The organism is Pseudomonas sp. NY11955, assembly GCF_048068035.1.
In the GTDB taxonomy this organism is placed as follows: Bacteria; Pseudomonadota; Gammaproteobacteria; order Pseudomonadales; family Pseudomonadaceae; genus Aquipseudomonas.
Genome location: NZ_JBLUPS010000012.1, coordinates 144798 through 168534, shown reverse-complemented (window position 1 = coordinate 168534; position 23737 = coordinate 144798). Strand labels below are relative to the sequence as shown.

The following is a 23737-nucleotide window of genomic DNA, read 5'->3' as shown; positions in this document are numbered from 1 at the left end:
CATGAACCTTCGCTTCCTCGAAACCTTCGTCTGGGTCGCCCGGCTCAAAAGCTTCCGCCTGACGGCCGAAAAGCTGTTCACCACCCAGGCCTCGGTGTCCAGCCGCATCGCCGCGCTGGAGGCCGACCTGGGGGTAAAACTGTTGCTGCGCGACTCTCGCGGCGTCAGCTTGACCCCGGAAGGCGGCAAGGTGCTGGAGTATGCCGAGCGCATGCTGGAAACCGCCAAGGCCATGAAGCAGTCGCTGGACAGCGACCGGGCCAAGGTCGGGCGCATCCGCATTGGGGTGATGGACACCGTGATCCACACCTGGATGAGCGCGCTGGTGGCGGAGCTGACCGAGCGCTACCCACAGGTGGAAATCGAGTTGGTGGCCGATACGGCGCTGAACCTGCGCGAGCAGTTGCAGAAAGGGTTTCTCGACGTGATCCTGCAGACCGACCTGCTGCGCGAGCAGTCGATCCGCAGCCTCGACCTGGCGCGCTACCCAATGGGCTGGGTGGTGGCTGCCGGCGCCCACCAGCACCGGGACTACGCCTCGCTGGCCGAGCTTGGGCGCGAGCGGATCATCACCTTCTCGAAGAACTCACGGCCGCACCAGGAGGTGTTGAGCCTGCTGCAAGCTGCGGGCGCAGAGGCGCCACGGTTGAACTGCGTGAACTCGGTGGCGGCGATTACTCGCTTGTTGCGAGACGGCTTTGGCATTGGCGCGTTGCCCCCGGCGCTGGTGGATGCCGAGTTGAGCCGGGGTGAGCTGGTGCTGCTGGAAGGGCTGCAGCCGCCGCCGAGCCTGGAGCTGGTGGTGGCTTGGCAGACTGGGGTGGCGTTGGTGGATGAGGTGGTTGGGGTTTGTCGACAGGTGCTGGAAGCGTATGCGCGGGATGTGGGGGGGCAGAGAATTGTGTTGGTTTGAACGCAGGTGCTTGCCGTTGCAAATGCAGCGCCTGTGAGATCGAGCGCCGCCCGCGCGGCGCATCGCGAGCAAGCTCGCTCCTACGTTTGTTTCGGGCCAGTAACGCCTATGACAGGCGCGCGCGACCGCCTTGTTTGTACGACGCGATATAGCGCCATGCGCCAAGGCGTACGCGCGCAAATGGCACAGGAATTATTGGCCCGAAACAAACGTAGGAGCGAGCTTGCTCGCGATGCGCCGCGCGGGCGGCGCTCGATCTCCCAGGCGCCACAAATTGTGTGGCGAGCATTCTCAGCGCCAGCTCTCTTTCACCGCCCTTCGCCGCCCACCCAATATCACCCAGCCAATCCCCAGCAACAGGCTCTCGACCACAAAGGCCAGCACAAACCCTGCGCCCACGCCCCAGCCAATCGCCTCGGGCACCAGCAAAATCTGGTAGCTGTAGCCATTGAGGGTTTCTTCGCGCAACCGCGGGTCGGCCTGCACCAGCACATGCCAAGTACGCTCAGCCCAGGACCCTTGCAGCGCCTGCCATTCGTTTTCCAGCAATTCGTTGCGGATCATCAGGCTTTCGATGCTGTTGGCGTCACTGTTGAACACCGGGTCGTCACTGCTGCGGTAATGCTGCAGCAACGCTTGCAGGTCGCCCTTGAAGAAGCGTTCGGCGGTCTGTCGGAAGCCGTCGAGCGCTTCGCGCGACTCGAACAGGTGCGCCTCGACCCGCTGGCTGTAGTCCTTGACCAGCCCCGGGACCTGGATGCCGGCCAGCAGGCCGAAGGTGAACAGCAGCAACCGCAGGTAACTTCTGAACATGCAGCGTCCTTAGCTTTGGCCCTGCGCCACGCACTCGCCGTGCCGCCACAGCGCCCATTGACCCGGCTCGTAGCGGTGCCAGGTTTCGTTTTCGGTCAGGGCCTCGGTGGCAATCACCGTGACCACGTCGTTGGGGGTTGTTTCGGTATGAAAATCGACGATCAGGTCGACATCTTTCAACCGTGCGGCACCAAACGGCGCGCGCCGGGTAATGTGCACCAGCTTGGTCGAGCAGAAGCAGAACAGCCAATCGCCGTCGCTGAGCATGCAGTTGAACACGCCCTGCCCACGGTAGCCGGCACAGGCTTCGACCAGTACCGGCAGCAGCTGTTCCACCGGCACCGGTTCGGGGAAGGCGCTACGGATGCGGTTGAGCAGGTCGCAGAACGCGGCCTCGCTGTCGGTGTCGCCCACCGGCCGGTAGAAACTGGCCTGGCCCTTGAAGTCGCCCAACTGGCCGTTATGCGCGAAGCACCAGTTGCGGCCCCACATCTCCCGCACGAACGGGTGGGTATTGGACAGGCACACCTTGCCAACGTTGGCCTGGCGGATGTGGCCGATCACCACTTCGCTCTTGATCGGGTAACGCTGCACCAGGTTGGCCACTTCAGACTCGCTGCTCGCGGCCGGGTCCTGGAACAGACGCAAGCCACGGCCTTCGTAGAAGCCGATGCCCCAGCCATCACGGTGCGGCCCGGTTCGTCCGCCGCGCTGCATCAGGCCGGTGAAACTGAAAACGATGTCGGTAGGGACATTGGCACTCATGCCCAGCAGTTCGCACATCAGGCGTGTCTCCTGCGCTTACAGACGGGGCTCGACCCGGCCATTGCCGCGGGGTGCGGCAGGGCGTGGGTCGTCGCGGTAACGGTCGCCGCGTTCGGCAGCCAATGGCGCTTGACCGACGACCTGGTGATCTTCGTCCGCCAGCCGCTTGGCGGCCGCCTCGGCGTGCGCACGGCGCTCGCGGGCGCGCTTTTCCAGCGGCCAGCGCGCCAGCACGAAGAGAAAATACAGGCCAAAGGCGATCATGCCGTACATGGCGAAGTCGGACACCGCACGCCAGGCGTTATTGCCAACCTTGAAGGCGACATCCAGGGCGGTGATGGCGATGGCCGGGGCGAAGCTGTCCTTGACCGGATCGACCACGGTCGGGGTCAGCAGCAGCACCGCCAGCACCACCCGCAGCGGTTCGCGCAGCCAGCGCCACATCCAGCCGGTAAGCTTGAAGCCCACCAGCAGGCAGCCCAGCGCGGCCACAGCGTACAGGCCCCAGGCGAAGGTGTAGTCGTTCTCGGTCATGGTGTTCGTGCAAGCCAGGCAAAGAGATGCCTATGATAAACACTTTTCCGGGCGCAGACAGTGTTTGCCTGTCCCTAGCCAAGAGATCACCAATGCCCAACAAGCCTCTGCCGCCCATCGCCCACGCCGACAACGCCGCCGACCCATACGCCTGGCTGCAACAGCGCGACACCCCCGAGGTACTTGCCTACCTGCAAGCCGAAAACGCCTACCAGGAAGCCTGCCTGGCCGACCAGGCACCGTTGCGTGAACAACTGTTCGAAGAGATCAAGGGCCGCATCCAGGAAACCGACCTGTCACTGCCGTCGCCCTGGGGCCCCTACCTGTACTACACCCGCACCACCGCCGGCGACGAATACCCACGTCACTACCGCTGCCCGCGCCCGGCCGACGACTCCAACACCGTCGATGAAAGCCAGGAGCAACTGCTGCTCGACCCCAATGCCTTGGCCAATGGCGGCTTCCTGTCGCTCGGCGCGTTCAACGTCAGCCCCGACCACCGCCTGCTGGCCTACAGCCTCGACACCAGCGGCGACGAGATCTACGCCCTGTACGTCAAGGACCTGGCCACTGGCAACGTCACCTCCCTGCCCTTCGACGACTGCGACGGCAGCCTGACCTGGGCCAACGACAGCCAGACGCTGTTCTTCGCCGAACTGGATGACACCCACCGGCCATGGCGCCTGCGTCGCCACACCCTGGGCAGCGACGCCGCGCAGACCGTCTTCGAAGAGCCCGACGGGCGCTTCTTCCTGCACTGCTACCGCACCAGTTCCGAGCGCCAACTGGTGCTGCTGCTGAACAGCAAGACCACCAGCGAGGCCTGGGTACTGGACGCCGAAACCCCGCAGGCGCCGTTCACCTGCCTGGCACCGCGCGTCGAAGGCCACGAGTACTTCCCCGACCATGGCCAACTCGAAGGTGAGTGGCGCTGGTTCATCCGCACCAACCAGGACGGCATCAACTTTGCGCTGTACCACGCCCCCGTCACGCCAGTGCCAGGCCGTGAGCAATGGCAGGTGCTGGTGGCGCACCGCGATACGATCATGCTCGAAGGCCTCAGCCTGAATGCCAGTGCCCTGACCCTGAGCCTGCGCGAAGGCGGCCTGCCAATCATCGAGGTATGCCCACAAGGCCTGCCGACCTATCGCGTCGAGCTGCCAGACGCCGCCTACAGCCTGTACGTGCAGGACAGCCTGGAGTTCGCCAGCACCCGCGTGCGCCTGCGTTACGAAGCGCTCAACCGCCCGGCACAAGTGCGCCAACTGGAACTGGCCACAGGCGCGCAGGCGGTGCTCAAGCAAACCCCGGTGCTGGGTGCGTTCGATGCCGACGATTATGTCAGCGAGCGCCTTTGGGCAACCGCGGCGGACGGCACCCAGGTGCCCATCAGCCTGGTACGCCGCCGGCAGGACCAGGGCCAGACCGTGCCACTGTACCTGTACGGTTACGGCGCCTATGGCGAAAGCCTGGACCCGTGGTTCTCGCATGCGCGCCTGAGCCTTCTGGAGCGCGGCGTGGCCTTTGCAATCGCCCATGTGCGTGGCGGCGGCGAACTGGGCGAGGCCTGGTACCGCGCCGGCAAGCAGGAGCACAAGCACAACACGTTCAGCGATTTCATCGCCTGTGCCGAGCACCTGGTCGCCGAGGGCGTGACCACGGCCGACCGGCTGGCGATCAGCGGCGGTAGCGCCGGTGGCCTGCTGATCGGCGCGGTGCTCAACCTGCGCCCCGAACTGTTCCGCTGCGCGATTGCCGAAGTGCCGTTCGTCGACGTGCTCAACACCATGCTCGACCCCGAGCTGCCACTGACCGTGACCGAATACGACGAATGGGGCAACCCAGAGGAGCCGCAGGTATACGAGCGGATCAAGGCGTATGCACCTTACGAGAACGTGAAGGCCCAGGCCTACCCAGCGCTGCTGGTGGTGGCGGGTTACAACGACAGCCGCGTGCAGTACTGGGAAGCGGCCAAGTGGGTGGCGCGGTTGCGCACACACAAGACCGACGGCAACCTGCTGCTGCTCAAGACCGAGATGGGGGCGGGTCATGGGGGCATGAGCGGGCGTTACCAGGGGCTGAAGGATGTGGCCCTGGAATATGCGTTCGTGTTTGGCGAGCTGGGTGTGGCGTAAAGACAGATTTGCGCGGTGGCTGGCACCGGCTTCGCCGGTGTTCGCGGCGGTTCGACGCCTCGACAAGCCCGCTCCCACAATCTGGGTTTTACTCAGGCCTGCTGTTCCCACAGGGGCAAGGCAGGTTGGCTGTACTCAATCATCCTCCACCGCCGGTTTCGGCGGCTCTGGCCGCAACCCCGGCAATGGCTGGTCCTTCGGCGGCCCGGGCACCGGCATCGGTGGCAGCAGCGGTGCTCCCGGCTGGTTGTCATAGGCCTTGGGCGGCGTACTCGGGGTTATCTGCGGGTAAGGCGTGGGCGTCGGCGTACCGGGGGCGCCGGGTACCGGAGTAGTGAGCCGGGGTGGCGTGCTGGCCGCTTCGGCCATGGGCAAGCCAGCCAGCAACAGCGCGGTGAGGATCGCGTGAAACATCAGCAACCTCCTGTCGGGAACCTTCCTACAGGCTACGCCTAATTCAAAGCTTTCGCCTGTCCGCCTGCCCTGCAAGCGCGCTAGACTCAATGGCATAACCGTCACCTGCCTGATCAGAACAAAGGAAACACCATGAGCTCCACCTCTTCCGCCGCCGCCACCGCGCGCCTCGACCGCATCCTGGCCGATGCCAAGCGCGACAAGGAAATGGGCTATCGCGACAAAGCCCTGAGAATGTACCCGCACGTCTGCGGCCGCTGCGCCCGCGAGTTCGCCGGCAAGCGCCTGAGCGAGCTGACCGTGCACCACCGCGACCACAACCACGACAACAACCCGCAGGACGGCTCCAACTGGGAGCTGCTGTGCCTGTACTGCCACGACAACGAGCACTCGCGCTACACCGACCAGCAGTACTTCAGCGAAGGCTCCACCAGCACGCCGAGCATCGCCAAGGCCACCCACAACCCGTTCGCCGCGCTGGCGGGCATGCTGAAAAAAGACTAACCATCGATTCGCCCCCCGCTGCTACCGGGCAGCCCGTATAATCGCGCTTTTTTCGCGAAGGGCCCCGGTACGTGGCAAACAAACGATACAGCTGCATCGGCCTGTTCAACCCCAAGTCGGCAGAAAACGTCGGCTCGGTGATGCGCGCCGCGGGCTGCTATGGCGTCAATTCGGTGTTCTACACCGGCAAACGGTATGAACGCGCGCGGGACTTCGTCACCGACACCAAGCGCGTGCACTACGACATCCCGCTGATCGGCATCGACGACCTGCAGCGCATCATCCCGCTGGGCTGCACGCCTGTGGCGGTGGAACTGGTGGACGGTGCGCGACCATTGCCGGAATACACCCACCCGGACCGGGCCATCTATATCTTCGGGCCGGAGGATGGCAGCCTCAGTCCCGAGGTACGGGCGTGGTGTGAAGAAACCATCTACATCCCCACCGAGGGTTGCATGAACCTGGCGGCGACGGTGAATGTGGTGCTGTATGACCGTTTGGCCAAAGGGCTGAATACCCGCTCAGGGCCCAAGTTCAAATAATGAAAAGGCCGCCACTGCGACAGCAGGGCTGGCCTCTTCGCAGCGCAAGGCTGCTCCTACAACAGCGGGCAGTGTGAACCCTGTAGGAGCAGCCTTGTGCTGCGAAAGGGCCGGCACTGACAACACAGGGCGGCCAGGTGCCGAACTCCGTCAGAACAGCACCGGTCTTGCTCAGGTCACGAAGCGTTGATCCAGATGGTCTTCAGCTCCGTGTATTGGTCATGGGCCCAGATGGACTTGTCGCGCCCACCAAAGCCGGACTCCTTGTAGCCACCGAACGGCGTGGTCACGTCGCCTTCACCGAAGCAGTTCACGGTCACCACACCCGCGCGGATTTCCCGCGACAGGCGCAGCGCATTGCGCAGGCTGCCGGTGTAGGCCGAAGCCGCCAGGCCGTAGACGGTGTCGTTGGCCAGTTCGATGGCTTCATCGATGGTCTCGAAGCTGGTCACGCTCAGCACCGGGCCAAAGATTTCCTCGACGAACAATTTGTCGTCGCGGCCAACGTTGTCGACGATGGTCGGCTGCACGAACACGCCGTCCTCGGTTTCGCCCCCCTGAACGATGCTGAGTTTCTGCTCGGCAGCGTATTCCAGGTACGACCTGACCTTCTCGAAATGCGACTTGCTGACCATGGCACCCAGGCGGTTGTCCGGGTCCAGCGGGTCGCCCAGCTTCCAATCCTTCAGGTGCTTGGCGATCAGGCTCAGCAGCTCGTCCTTCACGTCCTTGTGCACGATCAGGCGCGACGAGGCCGAGCAGTTCTCACCCATGTTCCAGAACGCACCGGCGGTGACGAACTGGGCCACTTCGTCGAGGTCCTCGACGTCGTTCATGACCACTGCCGGGTTCTTGCCACCCAGCTCCAGGACGATGCGCTTGAGGTTGGACTCGGCGGCGTATTTCAGGAACAGGCGGCCTGTGTCGGTGGATCCGGTGAAACTGACCATCGGGATGTCCATGTGGCGGCCGATGGCCTCGCCCACTTCGCGGCCACCGCCCGGCACCAGGTTGAACACGCCGGCCGGTATGCCGGCCTCGTGGGCCAGCTCGGCCACGCGCAGGGCGCTGAGGGTGGTTTCCTTGGCCGGCTTGACCACGATCGAGCAACCGGCGGCCAGCGACGGGGCGATCTTCCAGGCCAGCATCAGCAGCGGGAAGTTCCACGGCAGCACCAGGCCGACCACGCCGATGGCCTCGCGCACCACCAGGGTCACGGCAGCGTTGCCGGTCGGGGCGGTGGCGTCGTAGATCTTGTCGATCAGCTCGGCATGCCAGCGAATGGTATGGATGGTTTCCGGCACGTCGACGGTCTGGCACTCGCTGACCGGTTTGCCGCTGTCCAGCGCTTCCAGCACGGCCAGCTCGTGGGCATTGTCTTCCAGCAGCTGGGCGAACTTCTGCAGCACATGCTTGCGGTCGTTCGGCTGCATCTTCGACCAGGTGCCCGCTTCGAACACACGCTTGGCAGCGGCCACGGCGACGTTGACGTCGTTGACGTCGCAAGCGGCGACCTCGGCCAGCTGCTTGCCAGTGGCCGGGTTGGTGGTAACGAAGGTCTTGCCCGAGATCGCATCGCGGAATTCACCGTCGATGAAGGCCTTGGTCCGCAGTTGCAGTTCGGCGGCGATGGCCGCGTATTGTTCCTTGCTCAGCAATTCAGCCATTTTTCCGGCCTCCTTATTGGATCTGGGCGATGGTGGCCTTCAGTTCGGTGACCACGCGCTGCAGCGCCTGCTTCTCGGCAGCATCGAGGTCGTACAGCGGCTTGCGCACGCCACCGGTGCTCAGGCCGTTGAGGGCGCAACCGTACTTGATCGACTGGACGAACTTGCCACCCTCCAGGAAGTCCATCAGCGGCATCATGGCGGCCATGATCCTGCGGCCTTTGTCGAAGTCCTTCTCGATCACGCAGGCCTCGTACAGGGCCACATGCTCGCGCGGGATGAAGTTGGAGCCGGCGCAGACCCAGCTCTTGGCGCCCCAGGCGAAGAACTCCAGGGCCTGGTCGTCCCAGCCGCACGACAGCTGGATGTTCGGGCGATGGATGGCCAGGCGGTGCAACTGGGCCATGTCGCCGGAGCTTTCCTTGATGGCGACGATGTTTTTCACATCGGCAACGGCATCGAAGAATTCTTCACCCATGCTCACGCTCATGCGGCCTGGGTAGTTGTAGAGCATGATCGGCAGGCCAGCGGCGGCGTCGACGGCTTTGACGTGCAGGGCGATTTCCTGCTGGGTCGGCAGCGCGTACGGCGGGGTGCCGACCAGCAGCGCATCAGCCTTGATTTCCCTGGCGTGCTGGGCGAACGCCATGGCGTCTTCGGTGCGGATACCACCGGTACCGACGATCAGCGGCAGGCGGCCGTTGAGCACGTCCTTGGCCTGGGCTGCCAGCTCGATGCGCTCCTGAGTAGTGTGGGCGTAGTACTCGCCGGTGGAGCCACCAATGATGACGCCGTGGATTTTCGACTCGACCAGGTATTCGAGGACCTCGGCGAACGCCGCCTTGTCGATCGAGCCGTCCGCAGCCAGCGGAGTGATTGCCGGGGTGTAGATGCCTTCGAATTTCACGGTAGGTTCTCCAGTGCGTTGCTCAGTGTGGTAAAGGCCGCAACGCAACGACGCTGCGGTGGGTTGTAGGGTTTCAGCTCAGCGAAGCCGCTTGTTGCAGGTTCAACGAACGGGTTTCCGGGGCCAGGGCAACCGAGAAGGCCAGGCCAACGAAGGTCACGGCAGCAGCGGCGTACATGGTGGCGCCGATGCCGTAGCTGTCGAGGGCGATAGGTACCAGCCAGGTGCCGACGGCGGCACCGACCCGCGACATGGAGGTGCCCACGCCCACGGCGCCGGCACGGATTTCGGTGGGGAACAATTCGTTGGGGTACACCAGCTGCAGCACCTGGGCGCCACCGATGAACAAGGCATAGGCACCGAACAGCACCAGGATCAGCATCTCGTTGCCGTTGCTGAAAGCGCCCAGGCCCAGCAGCGCCAGCCCCGACCAGAAGAAGCTGTGCAGCAGCGTGGTACGCCGGCCGAGGGTGTTGAGCAAGCGGGTGCCGACGATGCAGCCGACCACGAACAGGAACGTGATGGCGATGGAGCCGATCGATGCCCAGTCACCCTTCAGGTTCAACGCGCCCAGCACTTTCGGGGCGAACGCGTAGACGGCGAACACCGGAATCACCGAGCAGGTCCAGAACATAGTGACGAACAGCATGCGCTTGCCGTACCCGGAGTGCAGCAGGCTGAGGAACGACAGCTTGCGGGTCTTGGGCTCTTCCGGCAGGTTTTTCAGCGAGAAGCCATTGCCGTAAACCCGCTTGATCACCTGCTCGGCCTCGGCCGAGCGGCCTTTGCTGATCAGCCAGCGTGGCGATTCCGGGGTACCCAGGCGGACGGCGAACAGTAACGCGCCGATCACTGCGGCGCTGGCCAGTACCAGGCGCCAGGCATCGTCGCCGCCGTGGCGCAGGATGGCCTCACCGACCAGATAGGCCGTGGCGGCACCGGCAAACCACAAGACCGTCAGGGTGGCCAGGCGCGGGCCGCGGTTCTTCTTGGGCAGGAACTCCACCAGCAGCGACGTGGCGACCGGATACTCGATACCCACGGCTATTCCAATGGCGAACCGCAGCAGGAACAACGCCAGCGCCGACTCGACCCAAAGCTGCGCGACCGAAGCCAGGATGAACAGGGTTGGGCCAACGAAGAACACACGCTTGCGGCCGAAGCGGTCAGTGAGCCAACCGCCGAAGAAGCCACCGAAGAAAATGCCGATCAACGCCGAGGCGGCGATCATGCCTTGCCAGAAGCTGGTCAGCTCAAGCCCTGCGGACATCTGCACCATGGCCACGCCAATGATGCTCAATACATAGCCGTCGACGAACGAGCCGCCACCGGAGCGTAGGGTCAGCAACTGGTGAAAGTTGTTGATCGGTACATCTTCAATCGAAACATTCGGACTTGTCATTATTGTTCCTACCATTTCTGCTACATGCACATTTGCAAGGCGAGCGCGTCCGCGAAACTGAAAACCGCCTTCAGCCCCGGGTGATCGGACTGCGCATCTCGATCATCGAATTCGGGCAAGCCGCGCCCGTGCCGGCCAACTAACGCCGACGTAAATGTTCTATTGGCCTAACTCAGCTGACGATCAGCTTTCTTTGCCGGCGCGGTACTGTCCCCACATGAGGTTGGCGTTCAGCCCCAGGGAAACCAGGGGTTGCGGCGGGTTTGCACAGGGCCCGGGGGCCTTGAGCAAAAACTCGATCAGTTCGTTCTTGTCGCCGGCCAGCCAGTCGGCCAGCAACTTGCCGCTGACGGTGCCACGGGTAACGCCCAGGCCATTGCAGCACAGTGCGCCCACTACATTGGGCGCCAACTTGCCAAAGAAGCCCATGTGGTTGCGCGACAGTGCCAGTGCACCGCCCCAGGTATATTCGAAGTTCACCTCGGGCAACATCGGGAAGCGCCGGGTGAACGATTCGCGGTGGCGCTGGACGAAACGCTCCAGGTACTTGCGGTTGCTGCGCCCGTCGGGGTTGTAGCTGAAGCTGTTGCGGATCAACAGGCGGTTGTCGACGGTGCGGCGCATGGTGGTGCCGAACGGGTCGGCCGGGATCACACCCCAGTAAGGTTTGCCGCCCAGGCGCGCCTGTTCGTCCTCGCTCAGTGGGCGGGTGATGCTGCCGTAGGTGAATACCGGCAGCATGCGCCCCTTGAGGAAGCCGAAACTCATGCCGAAGGCGTTGGTGGTGAGTACCAGCTTGTCTGCAGTGATCGAACCGTTGGCGTGGCGCAGCACCACCTTGTCGCCGTACTCGACGTCGGTGATGGGGGTGCGCTCGTACAGCGAGACATTGCTCGGCAAGCTGTCGGCCAGGCCTTTGACCAGCGCCGAGGGCTGCAGCAAGGCAGTGCCAGGCGTGAACAGGCCTTTGCGGTAGAAGTGCGTGCCGATGTGCTCGGGCAGGTCGCGGCCTTCGATCACTTCGTAGGGCTGGCCAAGCTTGTCCAGACCACGGCGGTAGGCATCGAGCACGGCGATGCCGCGGTCTTCGATGGCCGCCTGGTACTTGCCGCAGTGGCGGAACTGGCACTCGATGCCGTAACGCTCGATCAGGTCCTTGAGGTACTGCTGGCCACCCAGGTTGAGCTTGAGCACGGTCTTGGCGATGCCGATGTCGCCAATGTAGTCCTCGGCACCGATATCGTGCGGCAAGTCGATGGCAAAGCCGGCATTGCGCCCGGAGGTGCCGTAACCGACTTCCTGGGCCTCGACCAGCACGATCTCGTCGTGGGGAAAGTTCGTTGCCAACTGCCGCGCGGCAGCCAGGCCGGTAAAGCCGGCGCCGACCACCACCCAGCGCGCCTGGCTGTGGCCACTGTGGGCCGGCCGTGGCGTGCGGGGCTGGCTCAGGTGATACCAACCACAGCTGGCATCATCGGCGGGTAACGAACTTATTCTTGTCATGTCACTAACCTGGTTCTTGTAGTCGTCGGATGGTCAGCACCGGCGGGGCTTACCTGTGTAACTCATAGCTGAATCGGCACATCCAGCCCTTGCGGCGCGGCGTACTCGGCCATGCGCCGGCGCGACAGCTCGAAGTGCTCGCGCACCAGCTGGCCGGCGGCTTGCGGGTCGCGGCGCTCGATGGCCTGGATCATCTGCTCGTGCTGTTCACAGGCCAGCTCGAGGTCGCGCTGCATGTCGTCGGTGGTCGGGTGGCGATAGAAGATCTTGCCCAAGCGGGTGTGGTCGATCAGCAGCCGACGCAGGCTTGGCATCAGGTAGTCGTTGTGCGCCATCTTGCCGATTTCCAGGTGGAAGGCGTCGTTGTAAAGCACGCGGTTTTCCACATCGCGCTCTTCGATGGCCTGGCGGAATTGGGCCTGGATAACCTTGAGCGCTTCGATTTCTTCAGCGCTGGCGTAGGTGGCGGCCAGCTGGGTAGTGGCCACGTAGATAAGCGGGGCGGCAACGTAGAAGCTGTGCAGCGACTCGTGGTTCATGGCCGCGACGCGTGGCGCGCGGTTGGCTTCCAGTTCGATGTAGCCTTCGGCGGCAATCTGGCGCAGCAGTTCGCGGACCGGGGGGCGCGACAGGCCAAATTCGTCGCACAGGGCCAGTTCATCCACCACGGCGCCCGGGGCCAGTTCCATGCTCAGGATCCGGCGGCGCAGCGCTTCGGCGAGGACGGCTTTGCGGTCCTGCGGCACTTCTGCGGCGAGTGGTTGGACGGTGGCTTTCATGGCGGCCTTCTTTGTTGTCATAGCGCTGTGTCTACTATTTGTATAACGACTATAGGGCACTGTTAGACAATGTGTCTACAGCATTTTCGATGAACGGTGAAATCTGTCTGGGCCTTTGTTTTCAAGGGCTCCAGCGGATTCAGGGGTGAGATTAAACACCCTCGACGCTGCATTGCCAAACCGGACAAGAAATTCTCCCGATGCGACATGGCGAGCATTTTTGGCGCCTGTACGATCGAGCGCCGCCCGCGCGGCGCATCGCGAGCGAAGCTCGCTCCTACATTTGTTTCGGGACAATTATTCCTGTGACAGCCGCGCGCGACCGCCTTGGTGCATGGCTCGGTATCGAGTCGAACCAACAAGGCGGCCGCGCGCTGTTTTTACAGGCATAACTGGCCCGAAACAAATGTAGGAGCGAGCTTCGCTCGCGATGCGCCGCGCGGGCGGCGCTCGATCTCACAGGCGCCGAAAACCTCTCGGCGTACACCCAGCCATTACCTCAACCGTTCACGAAACCGCTAGCGCCTCCCGCCGCGCATGGCGCTTGCTGGTAATCACCCCCAGCAGCAGAATCACCAGCGCCAATGCCAGCGTCAGCGACACCTCCATGCGGTGCTTGGGCATGACGAACATGGTGCCCAGGGCAAAGATGATGAAGCCGATCACCGCATAGGTCAGCCACGGGTACAGCCACATGCGCAAGGCAATCTCGACATTCTGCCGCTGCAGGATGGCGCGCATGCGCAGTTGCGAAAAGGCAATCGCCAGGTACACCAGCAAGGCAATCGACCCGGAACTGGCCAACAAGAAGGCAAACACCTCGGCCGGGGCGAAATAATTGACGATGGTCGCCAACAGGCCGATCAGCGTACTGCCAATCACCGCCGCCCGTGGCACACCCACCTTCGAGGTACGCTGGATGAAGCCCGGTGCATCGCCACGTTTGCTCAGCGAATAGAGCATCCGCGACGAAATGTAGATCGACGAGTTCAGGCAGCTGGCCACCGCCACCAGCACCACGATGTCCACCAATTGCTTGGCGTAGGGGATGTTCATGATTTCCAGCGCGCGCTGGTAAGAACCCTGCACGGGTAGCAGCGGGTCGTTCCACGGCACCATCGAGATGATCACGAAGATCGACAGCAGGTAGAACACACTGATACGCCAGATGACCGAGCGCGTGGCCTTGGCGATGTTGCGTGCCGGGTCATTCGATTCGGAGGCGGCGATGGTTACCGCTTCGGTACCCAAGTAGCTGAACATGGTGGTCAGCAAGGCACCGATGATCGCCGTCCAGCCATTGGGCATGAAGCCGCCCTGCTGTTCCAGCAACAGGGGAAGGCCACTGACTTCACGCCCCGGCAACACACCGGCCAGGGCTGCTGCGCCGAGGGCGATGAACGCGACGATGGCGATGACCTTGAGCATGGCGAACCAGAACTCGAACTCACCGTACTTGGCCACGCTGAACAGGTTGGTAGCGGTCAACAGCACGGTCATGCTCAGGGCGAAGAACCAGGCATCGATGTGCGGGAACCAGTTGTTGAGGACCACGCCAGCGGCGATGGCTTCGATGGGGATCACCAGCACCCAGAACCACCAGTACAACCAACCGATGGTAAAGCCGGCCCAGCGGCCGATGGCGCGGTCGGCATAGGTGGAGAACGAGCCCGTATCGGGGCTGGCGACAGCCATTTCCCCGAGCATGCGCATCACCAGCACCACCAGCGCACCGGCCAGGGCATAGGCGACGATGGCCGAGGGGCCGGCCGCGGCGATGGCGTGCCCGGAGCCGATGAACAACCCGGCACCGATCACCCCGGCGATGGAGAGCATGGTCACATGGCGTTGCTTGAAGCCTTGCGCCAGCTGATTGCCGGCGCCACTCGCGCTTGTCATTGTCATCCTGATCCCTGCTTTTGTTTTCTTTGTGGGGGGACGTGAAGCTCCTGGATCGAAACCCAGCGTGGATGAGCTTCGCGCCCGCTCACGGTACGCCAGCGAGGGGGCGGTCAAGTTGACTGGATCCGCCACGGACTTGACCATAAATGACATCGGCACCGCTGAAAGGCGGCTTTGCGTTGCCTGTGCCGACCTCTTCGCGGGCACGCCTGCTCCCACAGGCTAGCAACACGCCTGTAGCCATAAGGTCTCTGTGGGAAAGGGCATGCCCGCGAAGGGGCCGGCCGCTCCCTCAGGCTAGCGACACGCCTGTAGCCATGAGGCCTCTGTGGGAAAGGGCATGCTCGCGAAGGGGCCGGCCGCTCCCACAGGCTAGCGACACGCCTGTAGCCATGAGGGCTCTGTGGGAGCGGGCATGCCCGCGAAGGGGCTGGCACCCGCAATAGAGATTCCTAGCGCAGAGCCTTGCTCTGAAGCACCTCGGACTTGCGCCCCAGCACGTTCTCGCTGATCTGCACGAAGTCTTCGGTGCTGACGCTGGGCAGGCGCATCAGCCCGCGCACCACATCGTCCAGCGAACGCTTGGCCTGGGTGTGAATGCGGATTTCCTTGTCCAGCGCCTGCAGCAAGATCACCCCACGGGCCACCTGGGCCGGGCTTGCGCGCTCGCCTTTCAACCGGGTCACCTTGGCCCCCTGTTTGCTCAGGCGGGCCTGCCAGGCCTGGTAACGGTCATCACTCACCCCACCCGCTCGGCGCAGCAACTCACTGGCGTAGTAGTCGGTCAGGCTCTCCACCAACCAGTCACTGCCATCGTGGCCATGGATCTGCGCAAACAGCTGCACCACTTCGCGCAGCAACGGGCTGCTGCCGTTCTCGCTGACCATCGGCCGGGCACTGTGCAGGTACAGCGAGCCCTGTGCAGCCATCGCCCCACGCCACATGCCGTCACGCGCCCCGACCAGCAGCAGCTTTGGCGGGTTACGCGGGAACACCGCCTGCAATTGCGGCCAGACGAACGTGAGCAAGGTCAGGCTGTCCATGCGCCGCATGCCCTGCCCCACCGGCGCGGCCACGGTCACTTCGGTATCGCCCAGCCGGGCGCGGCGGCTGCCCAGATCACCGGCCAGCATCCAACCGGTGGGGCGATCGAACAGGCGCGAAACATTGTCGATGCGGAACTTGTCCTTGCCGATACGCGGCCAGGAGGTCTCGATGCTCTTCCAGCCTTCGGGCAGGTCGAACGCCAGGCGCGCCACCAGCTCGGTGCCATCCTGCTGGTCGAGGCGCGCAGGCGGTATCAGTTGGTCGCCGAGAAACAGCGCCCAGTGCGGGGTGATGCGCGATGAATAAGCGCCGCTGGTCAGCTTTTGGTCCAGTTGCACACGGTAACTGAGGCTGGTCTTGCCGGCCGCTGGCTGCCATACGCCACGCTGGCCCTTGAGTTGCCATTGGCCATCGGCCTGGAAACCACTGTAGGCACCGGCCTTGCCCAGGTCGAAGTCCAGGCTGCGCACGGCGCTACCCTCGGCCAATGTCACACGGACTTCAGCCTGGCCACTGGCTGGCAGCAGGCGCACCTGGTAGTCGAGGTCGACCTTTTTCGCCCAGGCTGGCGAACTGGCCATCAGGCCCAACAACAAGAACAGCTGGCAACGCATACAGAAACTCCTTGTTTCCCCGTGGCAGCGGGCCGCGCCGGTCAGCTGGCGCGGAAGATCAGGTGGTCTTCCCAGTCGTCTTCGTGCACATCCTGCTCCCTGAGCATACGCCCCGACTGGGAAATGCGCTGTTCATGGACCTGTTGCCGATCGCCACAGACCAGGTGATGCCAAGCCGGCAGGTCCTTGCCCTCACTGACCAGGCGGTAGCCGCAGGTGCTCGGCAGCCACGTGAACTGGTCGGCCTTGCCTGGGGTGAGCTGAATGCAGTCCGGCACCTGGGCGAAGCGGTTGGGGTAGTCGCTGCACTGACAGGTTTCCAGGTCCAGCAGTTTGCAAGCGATGCGCGTGTAGTAAACGCTGTTGTCGTCTTCGTCCTCGAGCTTTTGCAGGCAGCACAGGCCACAGCCGTCGCACAGCGACTCCCACTCTTGCGGGCTGAGTTGTTCGAGGGTCTTGCGCCGCCAGAACGGCGCGTTTTCAGCGGTCATCACACGGGGTTCCTGCATTCATCTTGGGGCCACGGCGCGCGGCGGCGCCAGTCTAGAGCCTGGCCTTCGGCAAAGCCAGACCGCTTGTCAGTCGCGACGGGACGCAGTAGCGTGCGCTTTTCCGTCCTGTTGCAGGAGCCGCCATGAGCGCCAACCCCCGCATTGCCGATTACGCCATCAACGAGCAGTTCATCAACCGTTGGTCGCCACGCGCCTTCACCGCCGAGCCGATCAGCGAAGAAACCCTGCTGAGCTTCCTTGAAGCCGCTCGCTGGGCACCGTCGGCGTACAACTCGCAGCCTTGGCGCTTCCTGTATGCCCGCCGCGACACGCCGAGCTGGGAGCGTTACCTGAGCCTGCTGGTGCCGTTCAACCGCAGCTGGGCGCAACAGGCGTCGGCGCTGGTGCTGGTCATTTCCAAGACCACTTTCGCCGCCCCGGGCGCCACGGAAGAAAAACCGGCGCTGTGGCACACCTTCGACACCGGCTCCGCCTGGGGGCACCTGGCCCTGCAGGCCAGCATCAACGGCTGGCATACCCACGGCATGGCCGGTTTCGACCAGGACCTGGCGCGTCAGGAACTGAAGATTCCTGAAGGCTACGTGCTGCATGCCATGGTGGCGATCGGCAAGCTGGGTGACAAGGCCAGCCTGGACGAAGCGCTGCAGGCGCGTGAAGTGCCGAGCCCACGCAAGCCGTTGAGCGAGCTGGCTGCCGAGGGTGATTTCAGCTTGTAAGCCTTTTGCTGGCTGCACTGGCCTCTTCGCAGCGCAAGGCTGCTCCTACAGGCAGCGGATATCCCTGTAGGAGCAGCCTTGTGCTGCGAAGAGGCCGGCAAAGCCCCTACCAATCAATATCCCCGAGCGAAGTCGACCTCGCCACGCAAGCCCTGCCCCGCTTCATAAGCCCGCACATTCTCGACAAACAACCGCACCATCGCCGCCGGCGAGGTAGGCGCCGAGCTGTGCCCGGTCAGCAGCAAGCCCCAGGCGGTCCAGAACGGGTGCTGCCTGGGCAGCGGCTCTTGCCGGCAAACATCGATCACCGCCCCCGCCAGATGGCCTTCTTTCAGCGCCTCCACCAAGTCGGCATCGACCACCGCCACCCCGCGTCCGGCATTGATGAACAACGCCGAAGGCTGGAAGCACTTGAATAGCGCCGCGTCATACAGGTTATGAGTGGCCGGGGTATCGGGCAGCAGGTTGAGCACGTAGTCGACCTGGCCGACCATGCGCGGCAGGTCGGCCAGCGCCGCCACCTCGACAAACGGTGCCTGCTCACGGGCGCTGCTGGCAACCCCGTACAGCACCACGCCAAACGGCTGCAGAAACTCAGCCACACGCTGGCCAATGTCGCCGGTACCGACAATGAGCACCTTGCGCCCTTCCAGGCTGCGCCCTGGGCGGTCATCCCAGCGCCGCTCGACCTGGCTGACCAGGCGCGACAGCACCTCGCGCTCGTGGCCAAGCATGTAGGTGAGCATGTATTCGGCCATCACCTGGCCGAAGATGCCCACGGCACGGGTCAGGCGGTAATCACGCGGCAGGCCATCGGCCAGCAACGGCGTGATACCGGCCCAGGTCGACTGCATCCAGCCCGGCTTGTGGCCCTGGCGCAACAGGCTCGCCAGCAGGTCGGGCTGGCCCAGCCACACCGCGCACTGCGGTGCCTGACGGGCCAGTTCGGCAGAGTCGCCACTGGTCAGAACTTGCACTTCAGGTGCGGCTGCGCGCAACAGCTCGGCGTATCGAGCATGATCATGCTCAGCAATCAGTACACGCATGGTCAGACCGGGTCGTTACGGCGCAGCAGCTCTTCGGGCAGGTGCTCGATGTACTCGTCTTCCACCGGCGGCATCTGCAGGTGGTAACCCTGGCTGTCGAGGTTCTCCAGCACCTTGGCGATGTCCTCGCGGGCCAGCTTGCGCTCAGGGCTGAGCACCAGGTCGAACGCGTGAATCGGGGTGCCGAAGAACGGTAGCAGGCCTTCGGGCACGCGCTCCAGGCCGTCAGCCTTGAGCACGTACAGGTACATTTCGTTCTTGCGGGGGCTCTTGTAGATCGAGCAAATGCGTTTCATCGAATCTCTCCGGCACCTGCAAGGTTGTCCAGCAGGGCCTGGCCCATGCGCTCACGGCGCCAGCCGCGCAGCGAATCGGGCAGTTGATAAGGGCCATGGGGGTAACCGCTCTTGAGCAGCGCCTCCAGGGTTTTCTTGCGCAGCATCAGCTCGGGGGCAATCCCCAGGCGCTCGCCTTCGGCCTGGCCGATGGCACGCAGCTGCTTGAGGATGCCGGCGGCTTCGATCGGCAGCGGCTCGGGCAACACCTGCGGCCATTGCTCGGCAGGCAGGCTGGCGGCGCGCTTGATCAGCTGGATGAGGCACTCACCGTCCTGACGAATGGTGCGCGGGTGCATCTCGTCGATCTTGGCCAGTGCCGACAGGTTGTTCGGCTGGCTCTTGGCCATGGGCCACAGCGAGTGCTCCTTGAGGATGCGATTGCGCGGCACGTCGCGGTGGCGCGCTTCGCGCTCGCGCCAAGCGCACAGCTCACGCAGCACCGCCAGTTGCTGAGGCGCCAGCTTCCAGGCCAGCTTGACGTCGCGGTACAGGGTTTCAGGCTCGACTTCACGGCGCAAGGCCGCCACCAGCTCGGCGCCGTCTTCCAGCACCCAGGCGTACTTGTCGTCACTCAAGCGCGGGCGCAGCACACTGAACAGCTCGGCCAGGTGCACGGCATCTTCGGCAGCGTAGCTGACCTGGGTTTCCGAGAGCGGGCGTTGCAGCCAGTCGGAGCGGGTTTCGCCCTTGGGCAATTCGATGCCCAGCACTTCTTGTACCAGGCGCGAATAGCCCATGGAGAAGCCCAGGTTCAGGTAACCGGCGGCCAACTGAGTGTCGAACAGGGGTTGGGGCAGCTTGCCGGTCAGGCGCAGCAGCACTTCGAGGTCTTCGCTGCAGGCGTGCAGCACCTTGACCACGCCTGTGTCTTCCAGCAGGTCGGCCAAGGGTTGCCAGTCGCCGATCAGCAATGGATCGATCAGGAAGGCCCGTTGGCCGTCGCCGATCTGGATCAGCCCGGCTTTCGGGTAGAAGGTGTCGACCCGCATGAATTCGGTGTCAACGGCGACGAAGGGCAGTTGGTGCCAGTCGCGGCAGTGTTCGGCCAGGCTCTGGTCGTCACGGATCCAGTGAATTTCGATGGCCACAAGGCTCTCCCACTAACATTGGCGCGCAGTATATACGGCGCGGGCACTGCTGGTGAAACCTGCGCCATCCCTGGAATCGATAAATGGTGCTGCAACCGGGCCTTTTTGTAGGAGCAGCCTTGTGCTGCGAAAGGGCCGGTGCAAGCATTTGAGTGATGTGGTGGCTGTACCGGCCCTTTCGCAGCACAAGGCTGCTCCTACAGGGACAAGGTACAGGCATGGATTCAGCGCTTGGCCGCCAGCCAAGGCCGGCAACTGGCGAACATGTCCAGGGACTGCCGGTAGACCTCGGTGCGCACCTGCAACAGGCCGAGCATGGAGTGGAACAGGTTGTCCTGCGACAGCGGGGCATCGCTGAGCTTGGCCAGGCAGTCGGTATCGATGCCAAAGTCCTCCTTGTAGCTGTCGGAGAACCAGGTCAGCAGCGGTACGTGCTTCTGCTGCTCGGGAGCAATGGCGTACGGCGTGCCGTGCAGGAACAGGTTGTACTCACCCAGCGATTCGCCATGGTCGGACAGGTAGATCATCGCGGTATCGACCTTGTCCTGCTTGCTGCGCAGGGTGTCGATCAGCGAGGCCAGCACCTGGTCGGTGTAGGCCAAGGTGTTGTCATAGCCGTTGATGATTTCCTGTTCGCTGCACTGGTTCAGCGCGTTGCTCTGACACACGGGGGTGAAACGTTCGCTGCCGCTGGGGTAGCGCTTGAAGTACTCGGGGCCGTGGCTGCCCATCTGGTGCAGCACCAGCACGGTGTCTTTGTCGAGGTTGTCGATCAGCTCGTCCAGGCCCTGCAGCAAGATCTGGTCATGGCATTCGCCATTGGCGCACAGTTGCGAGTCCTTGAGGTTGCTGACATCGATGAACTGCACGCGGTCGCAGGTGCCCTTGCAACCTGACTGGTTGTCACGCCACTGCACGGCCAGGCCAGCACGCTGGAGGATGTCCAGCAGCCCTTCGCGGTTTTTGGCCACGCGAGCATCGTAGTCCTTGCGCGCCATGCCAGAGAACATGCACGGCACCGAGACCGCGGTTTCCGTGCCGCACGAGTGCACGTCGGAAAACGCCAGCAGGCCTTGTTGCTTGGCGAGGTTCGGCGTGGTGTCGCGGTCGTAGCCCAGCACACCGAAATGGTCTGCCCGGGCACTTTCCCCCACCACCAGCACGGTCAGCGACTTGCGCTCATGTTTTTGCCAGGCGGCATCACGCTTGGCATCTTCGCCATAATGCTGGAACGGGCGCGAGGCGGTACCGACACGCTCGCTGACATAACCAATGGAGGCCCCGACGATATTGCTTGGGGTCAGCATCAGGCGCAGTTCATGGTGATTGCGAAACAGCGACGACAGCCCTTGATAATTGACCAACGCTACCGAACCCAGGGCCACCACGCAGGCACCACTGACCACCAGCTTGCCCAGCAGTTCGCGGTGCCAGGCACGGTAAGCGATGGGGGCCTTCCACAGCAGCACCGAAGGCAGCACGCCCAGCAGCAGGATATAAGCGGCAAACTTGAACGACATCAGGTCGCGCACTTCCGCAATATTGGTTTCTGCCATATTACGAAACATGCCGGAGTCAATAAGTACGCCGTACTGGTTCATGAAGTAAGCCACGCCCGCGCCACTTATGAACAACACGATAAGTACCGGCTTCAATACATAGCGAAAAGCAAACAACGTGAGGATCAGGTTGAAGGCGAACAGCATCAGCACGGCAAACGCCAGGCTCAGCCACAGCCCCGACAGGCCGGCGGGCACAACCTCTTGCAGATGCCCCCAAAGGAACATGTTGAAGCCGATCAGCAGGTAAAGGCTGGCCAGCAGCGTGACCCATTCAGTCCGCAGGGATTTGAAGTTGAGCATCAGCGTTCGCAATCAAGAGTGATTATCAACCCCCAGGCCAGTTGGCACCGTGGGAAAGTTGGGCGAACTCTAGAAAGCGCGTCATCAATTTTTTGTGAAAAAGTCGGTAACAATTTCGTGAAGGCGCGTCTTTTATCAATTACCTGAAAGTCATTCAGCTGCCATTCAGCCTGGGCAGCCGCCGCAAGCCTGCGCAAAGGCAGCTATCCTCAGTGGTCAGGACCTTACCGACAACCCTGACAGAGGTGAAGAAATGCCAGTTCCGCATGATCTGCTCGCTGACCTGCACGTTACCGCTGATGCATTCCAGGCGCTCATAGACAAGGACCAGGACCTGCACAAACTGCACAAGGAGTACAACGCCAAGGACAAGGAGGTGGTCGCCGCCGAAGGCAACGGCACCAACGACGAGGCCGTCAACCGCCTGCGCAAGGAAAGGTTACTGATCAAGGACAAGATCGAACGGATCATCCATCCGCCTAAACCGTGGGGGGCATCCGTCGCCCCGCGCGCCCCCTCCGGGGGCCGCCCCGCGGAGAGCCCGGCAGCCCTTACACAGCAGCCAGCGCGTTCAGCGCCCCATCCAGGTCCTCGACCAGGTCGCGGTAATCCTCGATCCCCACCGACAGCCGCAGCAGGTTCTCGCTGATCCCCATCACCCCTTTCTGCTCAGGGCTCAACGAGCAGTGCGACATGCTCCAGGAGTGGTTGATCATGCTTTCCACCCCGCCCAGCGAGTCGGCCAGCACAAAGATCTGCAGCGCCTCCACCAGCCGGTTGAGCGCGGCGCGGTCGCCCTTCACCTTCATTGCCACCACCGCCCCGCCACTGCGCATCTGGCGCTTGCACAACGCATGCTGCGGGTGGCTTTCCAGCCCTGGGTAGTACACCTGCTCGACCTGCGCGTGGCTTTCGAGGAAGCGCGCCACCTGCAAGGCATTGGCGCACTGGCGCTCCATGCGCACATCCAGGGTCTTCAGACCGCGCAGGGCCAGGTAGCAATCGAATGGCCCCTGCACCGCACCAATCGCCATGCTGATGCGCCGCAGGCGCGCCAGCAGCGCATCATTGGCTGCCACAACCACACCGCCGGTAAGGTCGGAGTGGCCGCCGATGTACTTGCTGGCCGAGTGCATCACCAGGTCCACGCCCAGGGTGATCGGGCGCTGGTTCCATGGTGAGCAGAAGGTGTTATCGATGCAGGTCAGAATACCCCGCGCCTTGGCCAAGTCGCACACCGCTTTGATGTCGACCAGGTGCAGCAACGGGTTGGTCGGCGACTCGATCCAGATCAGCTGGGTTTGCGGCTTGATCGCGGCGGCCACCGCCTCAAGGTCATTGAGGTCGACATAGGTGGTGGTCAGGCCCGAGGTGCGGCTGCGATAGTCTTCCATGATACGGAAGGTGCCACCGTACACGCCGTTCATCACCACCACGTGGGCATCCTTGGGCAGCAGCTCCAGCACGGTCGCGGTGGCATTCACCCCCGAAGCGCAGGCCACTGCGCCCACACCTTCTTCCAGGGCGGCAACGCAGGTTTCGTAGGCATGCCGGGTCGGGTTGCCGACGCGGCTATAGGAGTATTCCGGCTTGTCGTCAAGGCTGCGCTTGGTGAACGAGCTGGCGGTGACGATGGCCGGGAAAATGGCGTTATCGGCGACGCTGAACTGCTCGCCGGCGTGAATGGTGCGGGTGGCGAAATTGCGCGGCTTGTCGGACATGGTCAGGCCCATT

Annotated in this window: 22 protein-coding genes and 1 pseudogene; 6 read left to right on the top strand and 17 right to left on the bottom strand. The window is 63.4% G+C overall.

All coding sequences use genetic code 11. From position 1 onward, the window contains the following. Position 1 precedes the first annotated feature (1 nt). Positions 2-913 carry a LysR family transcriptional regulator gene (locus ACNFBR_RS21710; protein ID WP_416736711.1) on the top strand — a complete coding sequence of 304 codons (912 nt, stop codon included), beginning with the start codon at positions 2-4 and terminating at the stop codon, positions 911-913. Between the two features lie 291 nt (positions 914-1204). Here the strand turns inward: ACNFBR_RS21710 and ACNFBR_RS21705 are convergent, their stop codons facing one another. Genes ACNFBR_RS21705 through ACNFBR_RS21695 form a run of 3 tightly spaced genes read right to left on the bottom strand, consistent with a single transcriptional unit; the run spans position 1205 to position 3025 of the window. After that, complete coding sequence (locus ACNFBR_RS21705; RefSeq protein WP_416736710.1) at positions 1205-1726, bottom strand: DUF2937 family protein; 522 nt, start codon at positions 1724-1726, stop codon at positions 1205-1207. Positions 1727-1735: 9 nt separating this feature from the next. Continuing rightward, positions 1736-2509, bottom strand: coding sequence for a class II glutamine amidotransferase (locus ACNFBR_RS21700; RefSeq protein WP_416736709.1), 774 nt, complete (start codon positions 2507-2509; stop codon positions 1736-1738). 18 nt (positions 2510-2527) lie between these two features. Next, on the bottom strand, positions 2528-3025 hold the full coding sequence (locus tag ACNFBR_RS21695) for an MFS transporter (protein ID WP_416736708.1): 498 nt from the start codon (positions 3023-3025) through the stop codon (positions 2528-2530). Positions 3026-3117: 92 nt separating this feature from the next. Here ACNFBR_RS21695 and ACNFBR_RS21690 point away from each other — a divergent pair, with 92 nt between their 5' ends. Beyond that, positions 3118-5160, top strand: coding sequence for a S9 family peptidase (locus tag ACNFBR_RS21690; protein WP_416736707.1), 2043 nt, complete (start codon positions 3118-3120; stop codon positions 5158-5160). Positions 5161-5295: 135 nt separating this feature from the next. Here ACNFBR_RS21690 and ACNFBR_RS21685 read toward each other — a convergent pair whose 3' ends face one another. Next, positions 5296-5574 carry a hypothetical protein gene (locus ACNFBR_RS21685; RefSeq protein ID WP_416736706.1) on the bottom strand — a complete coding sequence of 93 codons (279 nt, stop codon included), beginning with the start codon at positions 5572-5574 and terminating at the stop codon, positions 5296-5298. 132 nt (positions 5575-5706) lie between these two features. On the opposite strand from ACNFBR_RS21685, the gene ACNFBR_RS21680 reads away from it, so the two are divergent. Then, the gene (locus ACNFBR_RS21680; protein WP_016488597.1) at positions 5707-6078 is read left to right on the top strand and encodes a YajD family HNH nuclease; all 372 of its coding nucleotides are present in this window, start codon (positions 5707-5709) and stop codon (positions 6076-6078) included. 71 nt (positions 6079-6149) lie between these two features. Further along, positions 6150-6620: an RNA methyltransferase gene (locus tag ACNFBR_RS21675; protein WP_416736705.1), complete on the top strand. Its 471-nt coding sequence runs from the start codon at positions 6150-6152 to the stop codon at positions 6618-6620. A gap of 176 nt (positions 6621-6796) precedes the next feature. On the opposite strand, the gene ACNFBR_RS21670 is transcribed toward ACNFBR_RS21675, so the two are convergent. From ACNFBR_RS21670 to ACNFBR_RS21635, 8 genes are all read right to left on the bottom strand, one after another. After that, positions 6797-8287, bottom strand: a complete 1491-nt coding sequence (locus ACNFBR_RS21670; RefSeq protein ID WP_416736704.1) for an aldehyde dehydrogenase — start codon at positions 8285-8287, stop codon at positions 6797-6799. 13 nt (positions 8288-8300) lie between these two features. Continuing rightward, positions 8301-9194 (bottom strand): dihydrodipicolinate synthase family protein, encoded by an 894-nt coding sequence (locus ACNFBR_RS21665; protein ID WP_416736703.1) that lies wholly within the window; start codon positions 9192-9194, stop codon positions 8301-8303. A 73-nt stretch (positions 9195-9267) separates the two neighbouring features. Further along, entirely contained in the window at positions 9268-10596 is a 1329-nt protein-coding gene (locus tag ACNFBR_RS21660; RefSeq protein ID WP_416736702.1) for an MFS transporter, read from the bottom strand. A gap of 183 nt (positions 10597-10779) precedes the next feature. Further along, positions 10780-12099 (bottom strand): NAD(P)/FAD-dependent oxidoreductase, encoded by a 1320-nt coding sequence (locus ACNFBR_RS21655; RefSeq protein WP_416736701.1) that lies wholly within the window; start codon positions 12097-12099, stop codon positions 10780-10782. Positions 12100-12161: 62 nt separating this feature from the next. Continuing rightward, on the bottom strand, positions 12162-12878 hold the full coding sequence (locus ACNFBR_RS21650) for a GntR family transcriptional regulator (protein WP_416736700.1): 717 nt from the start codon (positions 12876-12878) through the stop codon (positions 12162-12164). Between the two features lie 507 nt (positions 12879-13385). After that, positions 13386-14783: a GABA permease gene (gabP, locus tag ACNFBR_RS21645; protein ID WP_416736699.1), complete on the bottom strand. Its 1398-nt coding sequence runs from the start codon at positions 14781-14783 to the stop codon at positions 13386-13388. A gap of 449 nt (positions 14784-15232) precedes the next feature. After that, complete coding sequence (locus ACNFBR_RS21640) at positions 15233-16441, bottom strand: hypothetical protein (RefSeq protein WP_416736698.1); 1209 nt, start codon at positions 16439-16441, stop codon at positions 15233-15235. Positions 16442-16482: 41 nt separating this feature from the next. Continuing rightward, a complete protein-coding gene (locus ACNFBR_RS21635; protein ID WP_416736697.1) occupies positions 16483-16932 on the bottom strand; it encodes a YcgN family cysteine cluster protein in 450 nt (149 codons plus the stop codon). 143 nt (positions 16933-17075) lie between these two features. Here ACNFBR_RS21635 and ACNFBR_RS21630 point away from each other — a divergent pair, with 143 nt between their 5' ends. Continuing rightward, positions 17076-17669 (top strand): nitroreductase family protein, encoded by a 594-nt coding sequence (locus ACNFBR_RS21630; protein ID WP_416736696.1) that lies wholly within the window; start codon positions 17076-17078, stop codon positions 17667-17669. Between the two features lie 113 nt (positions 17670-17782). Here ACNFBR_RS21630 and ACNFBR_RS21625 read toward each other — a convergent pair whose 3' ends face one another. From ACNFBR_RS21625 to ACNFBR_RS21610, 4 genes are all read right to left on the bottom strand, one after another. Beyond that, on the bottom strand, positions 17783-18715 hold the full coding sequence (locus tag ACNFBR_RS21625; protein ID WP_416736695.1) for a D-2-hydroxyacid dehydrogenase: 933 nt from the start codon (positions 18713-18715) through the stop codon (positions 17783-17785). A gap of 2 nt (positions 18716-18717) precedes the next feature. Next, positions 18718-19011: a YcgL domain-containing protein gene (locus tag ACNFBR_RS21620; RefSeq protein ID WP_416736694.1), complete on the bottom strand. Its 294-nt coding sequence runs from the start codon at positions 19009-19011 to the stop codon at positions 18718-18720. After that, positions 19008-20141, bottom strand: coding sequence for a ribonuclease D (gene rnd / locus ACNFBR_RS21615; protein WP_416736693.1), 1134 nt, complete (start codon positions 20139-20141; stop codon positions 19008-19010). Before rnd ends, ACNFBR_RS21620 begins: the two co-directional genes overlap by 4 nt. 224 nt (positions 20142-20365) lie before the next feature. Further along, positions 20366-22003, bottom strand: coding sequence for a phosphoethanolamine transferase (locus ACNFBR_RS21610; RefSeq protein ID WP_416736692.1), 1638 nt, complete (start codon positions 22001-22003; stop codon positions 20366-20368). A gap of 253 nt (positions 22004-22256) precedes the next feature. Between ACNFBR_RS21610 and ACNFBR_RS21605 the strand changes: the two are divergent. Then, positions 22257-22487: pseudogene (locus ACNFBR_RS21605) on the top strand (YdcH family protein); the annotation flags it as partial. A 67-nt stretch (positions 22488-22554) separates the two neighbouring features. On the opposite strand, the gene ACNFBR_RS21600 reads toward ACNFBR_RS21605, so the two are convergent. After that, positions 22555-23736 carry a trans-sulfuration enzyme family protein gene (locus ACNFBR_RS21600; protein WP_416736730.1) on the bottom strand — a complete coding sequence of 394 codons (1182 nt, stop codon included), beginning with the start codon at positions 23734-23736 and terminating at the stop codon, positions 22555-22557. Position 23737: the final 1 nt, after the last annotated feature.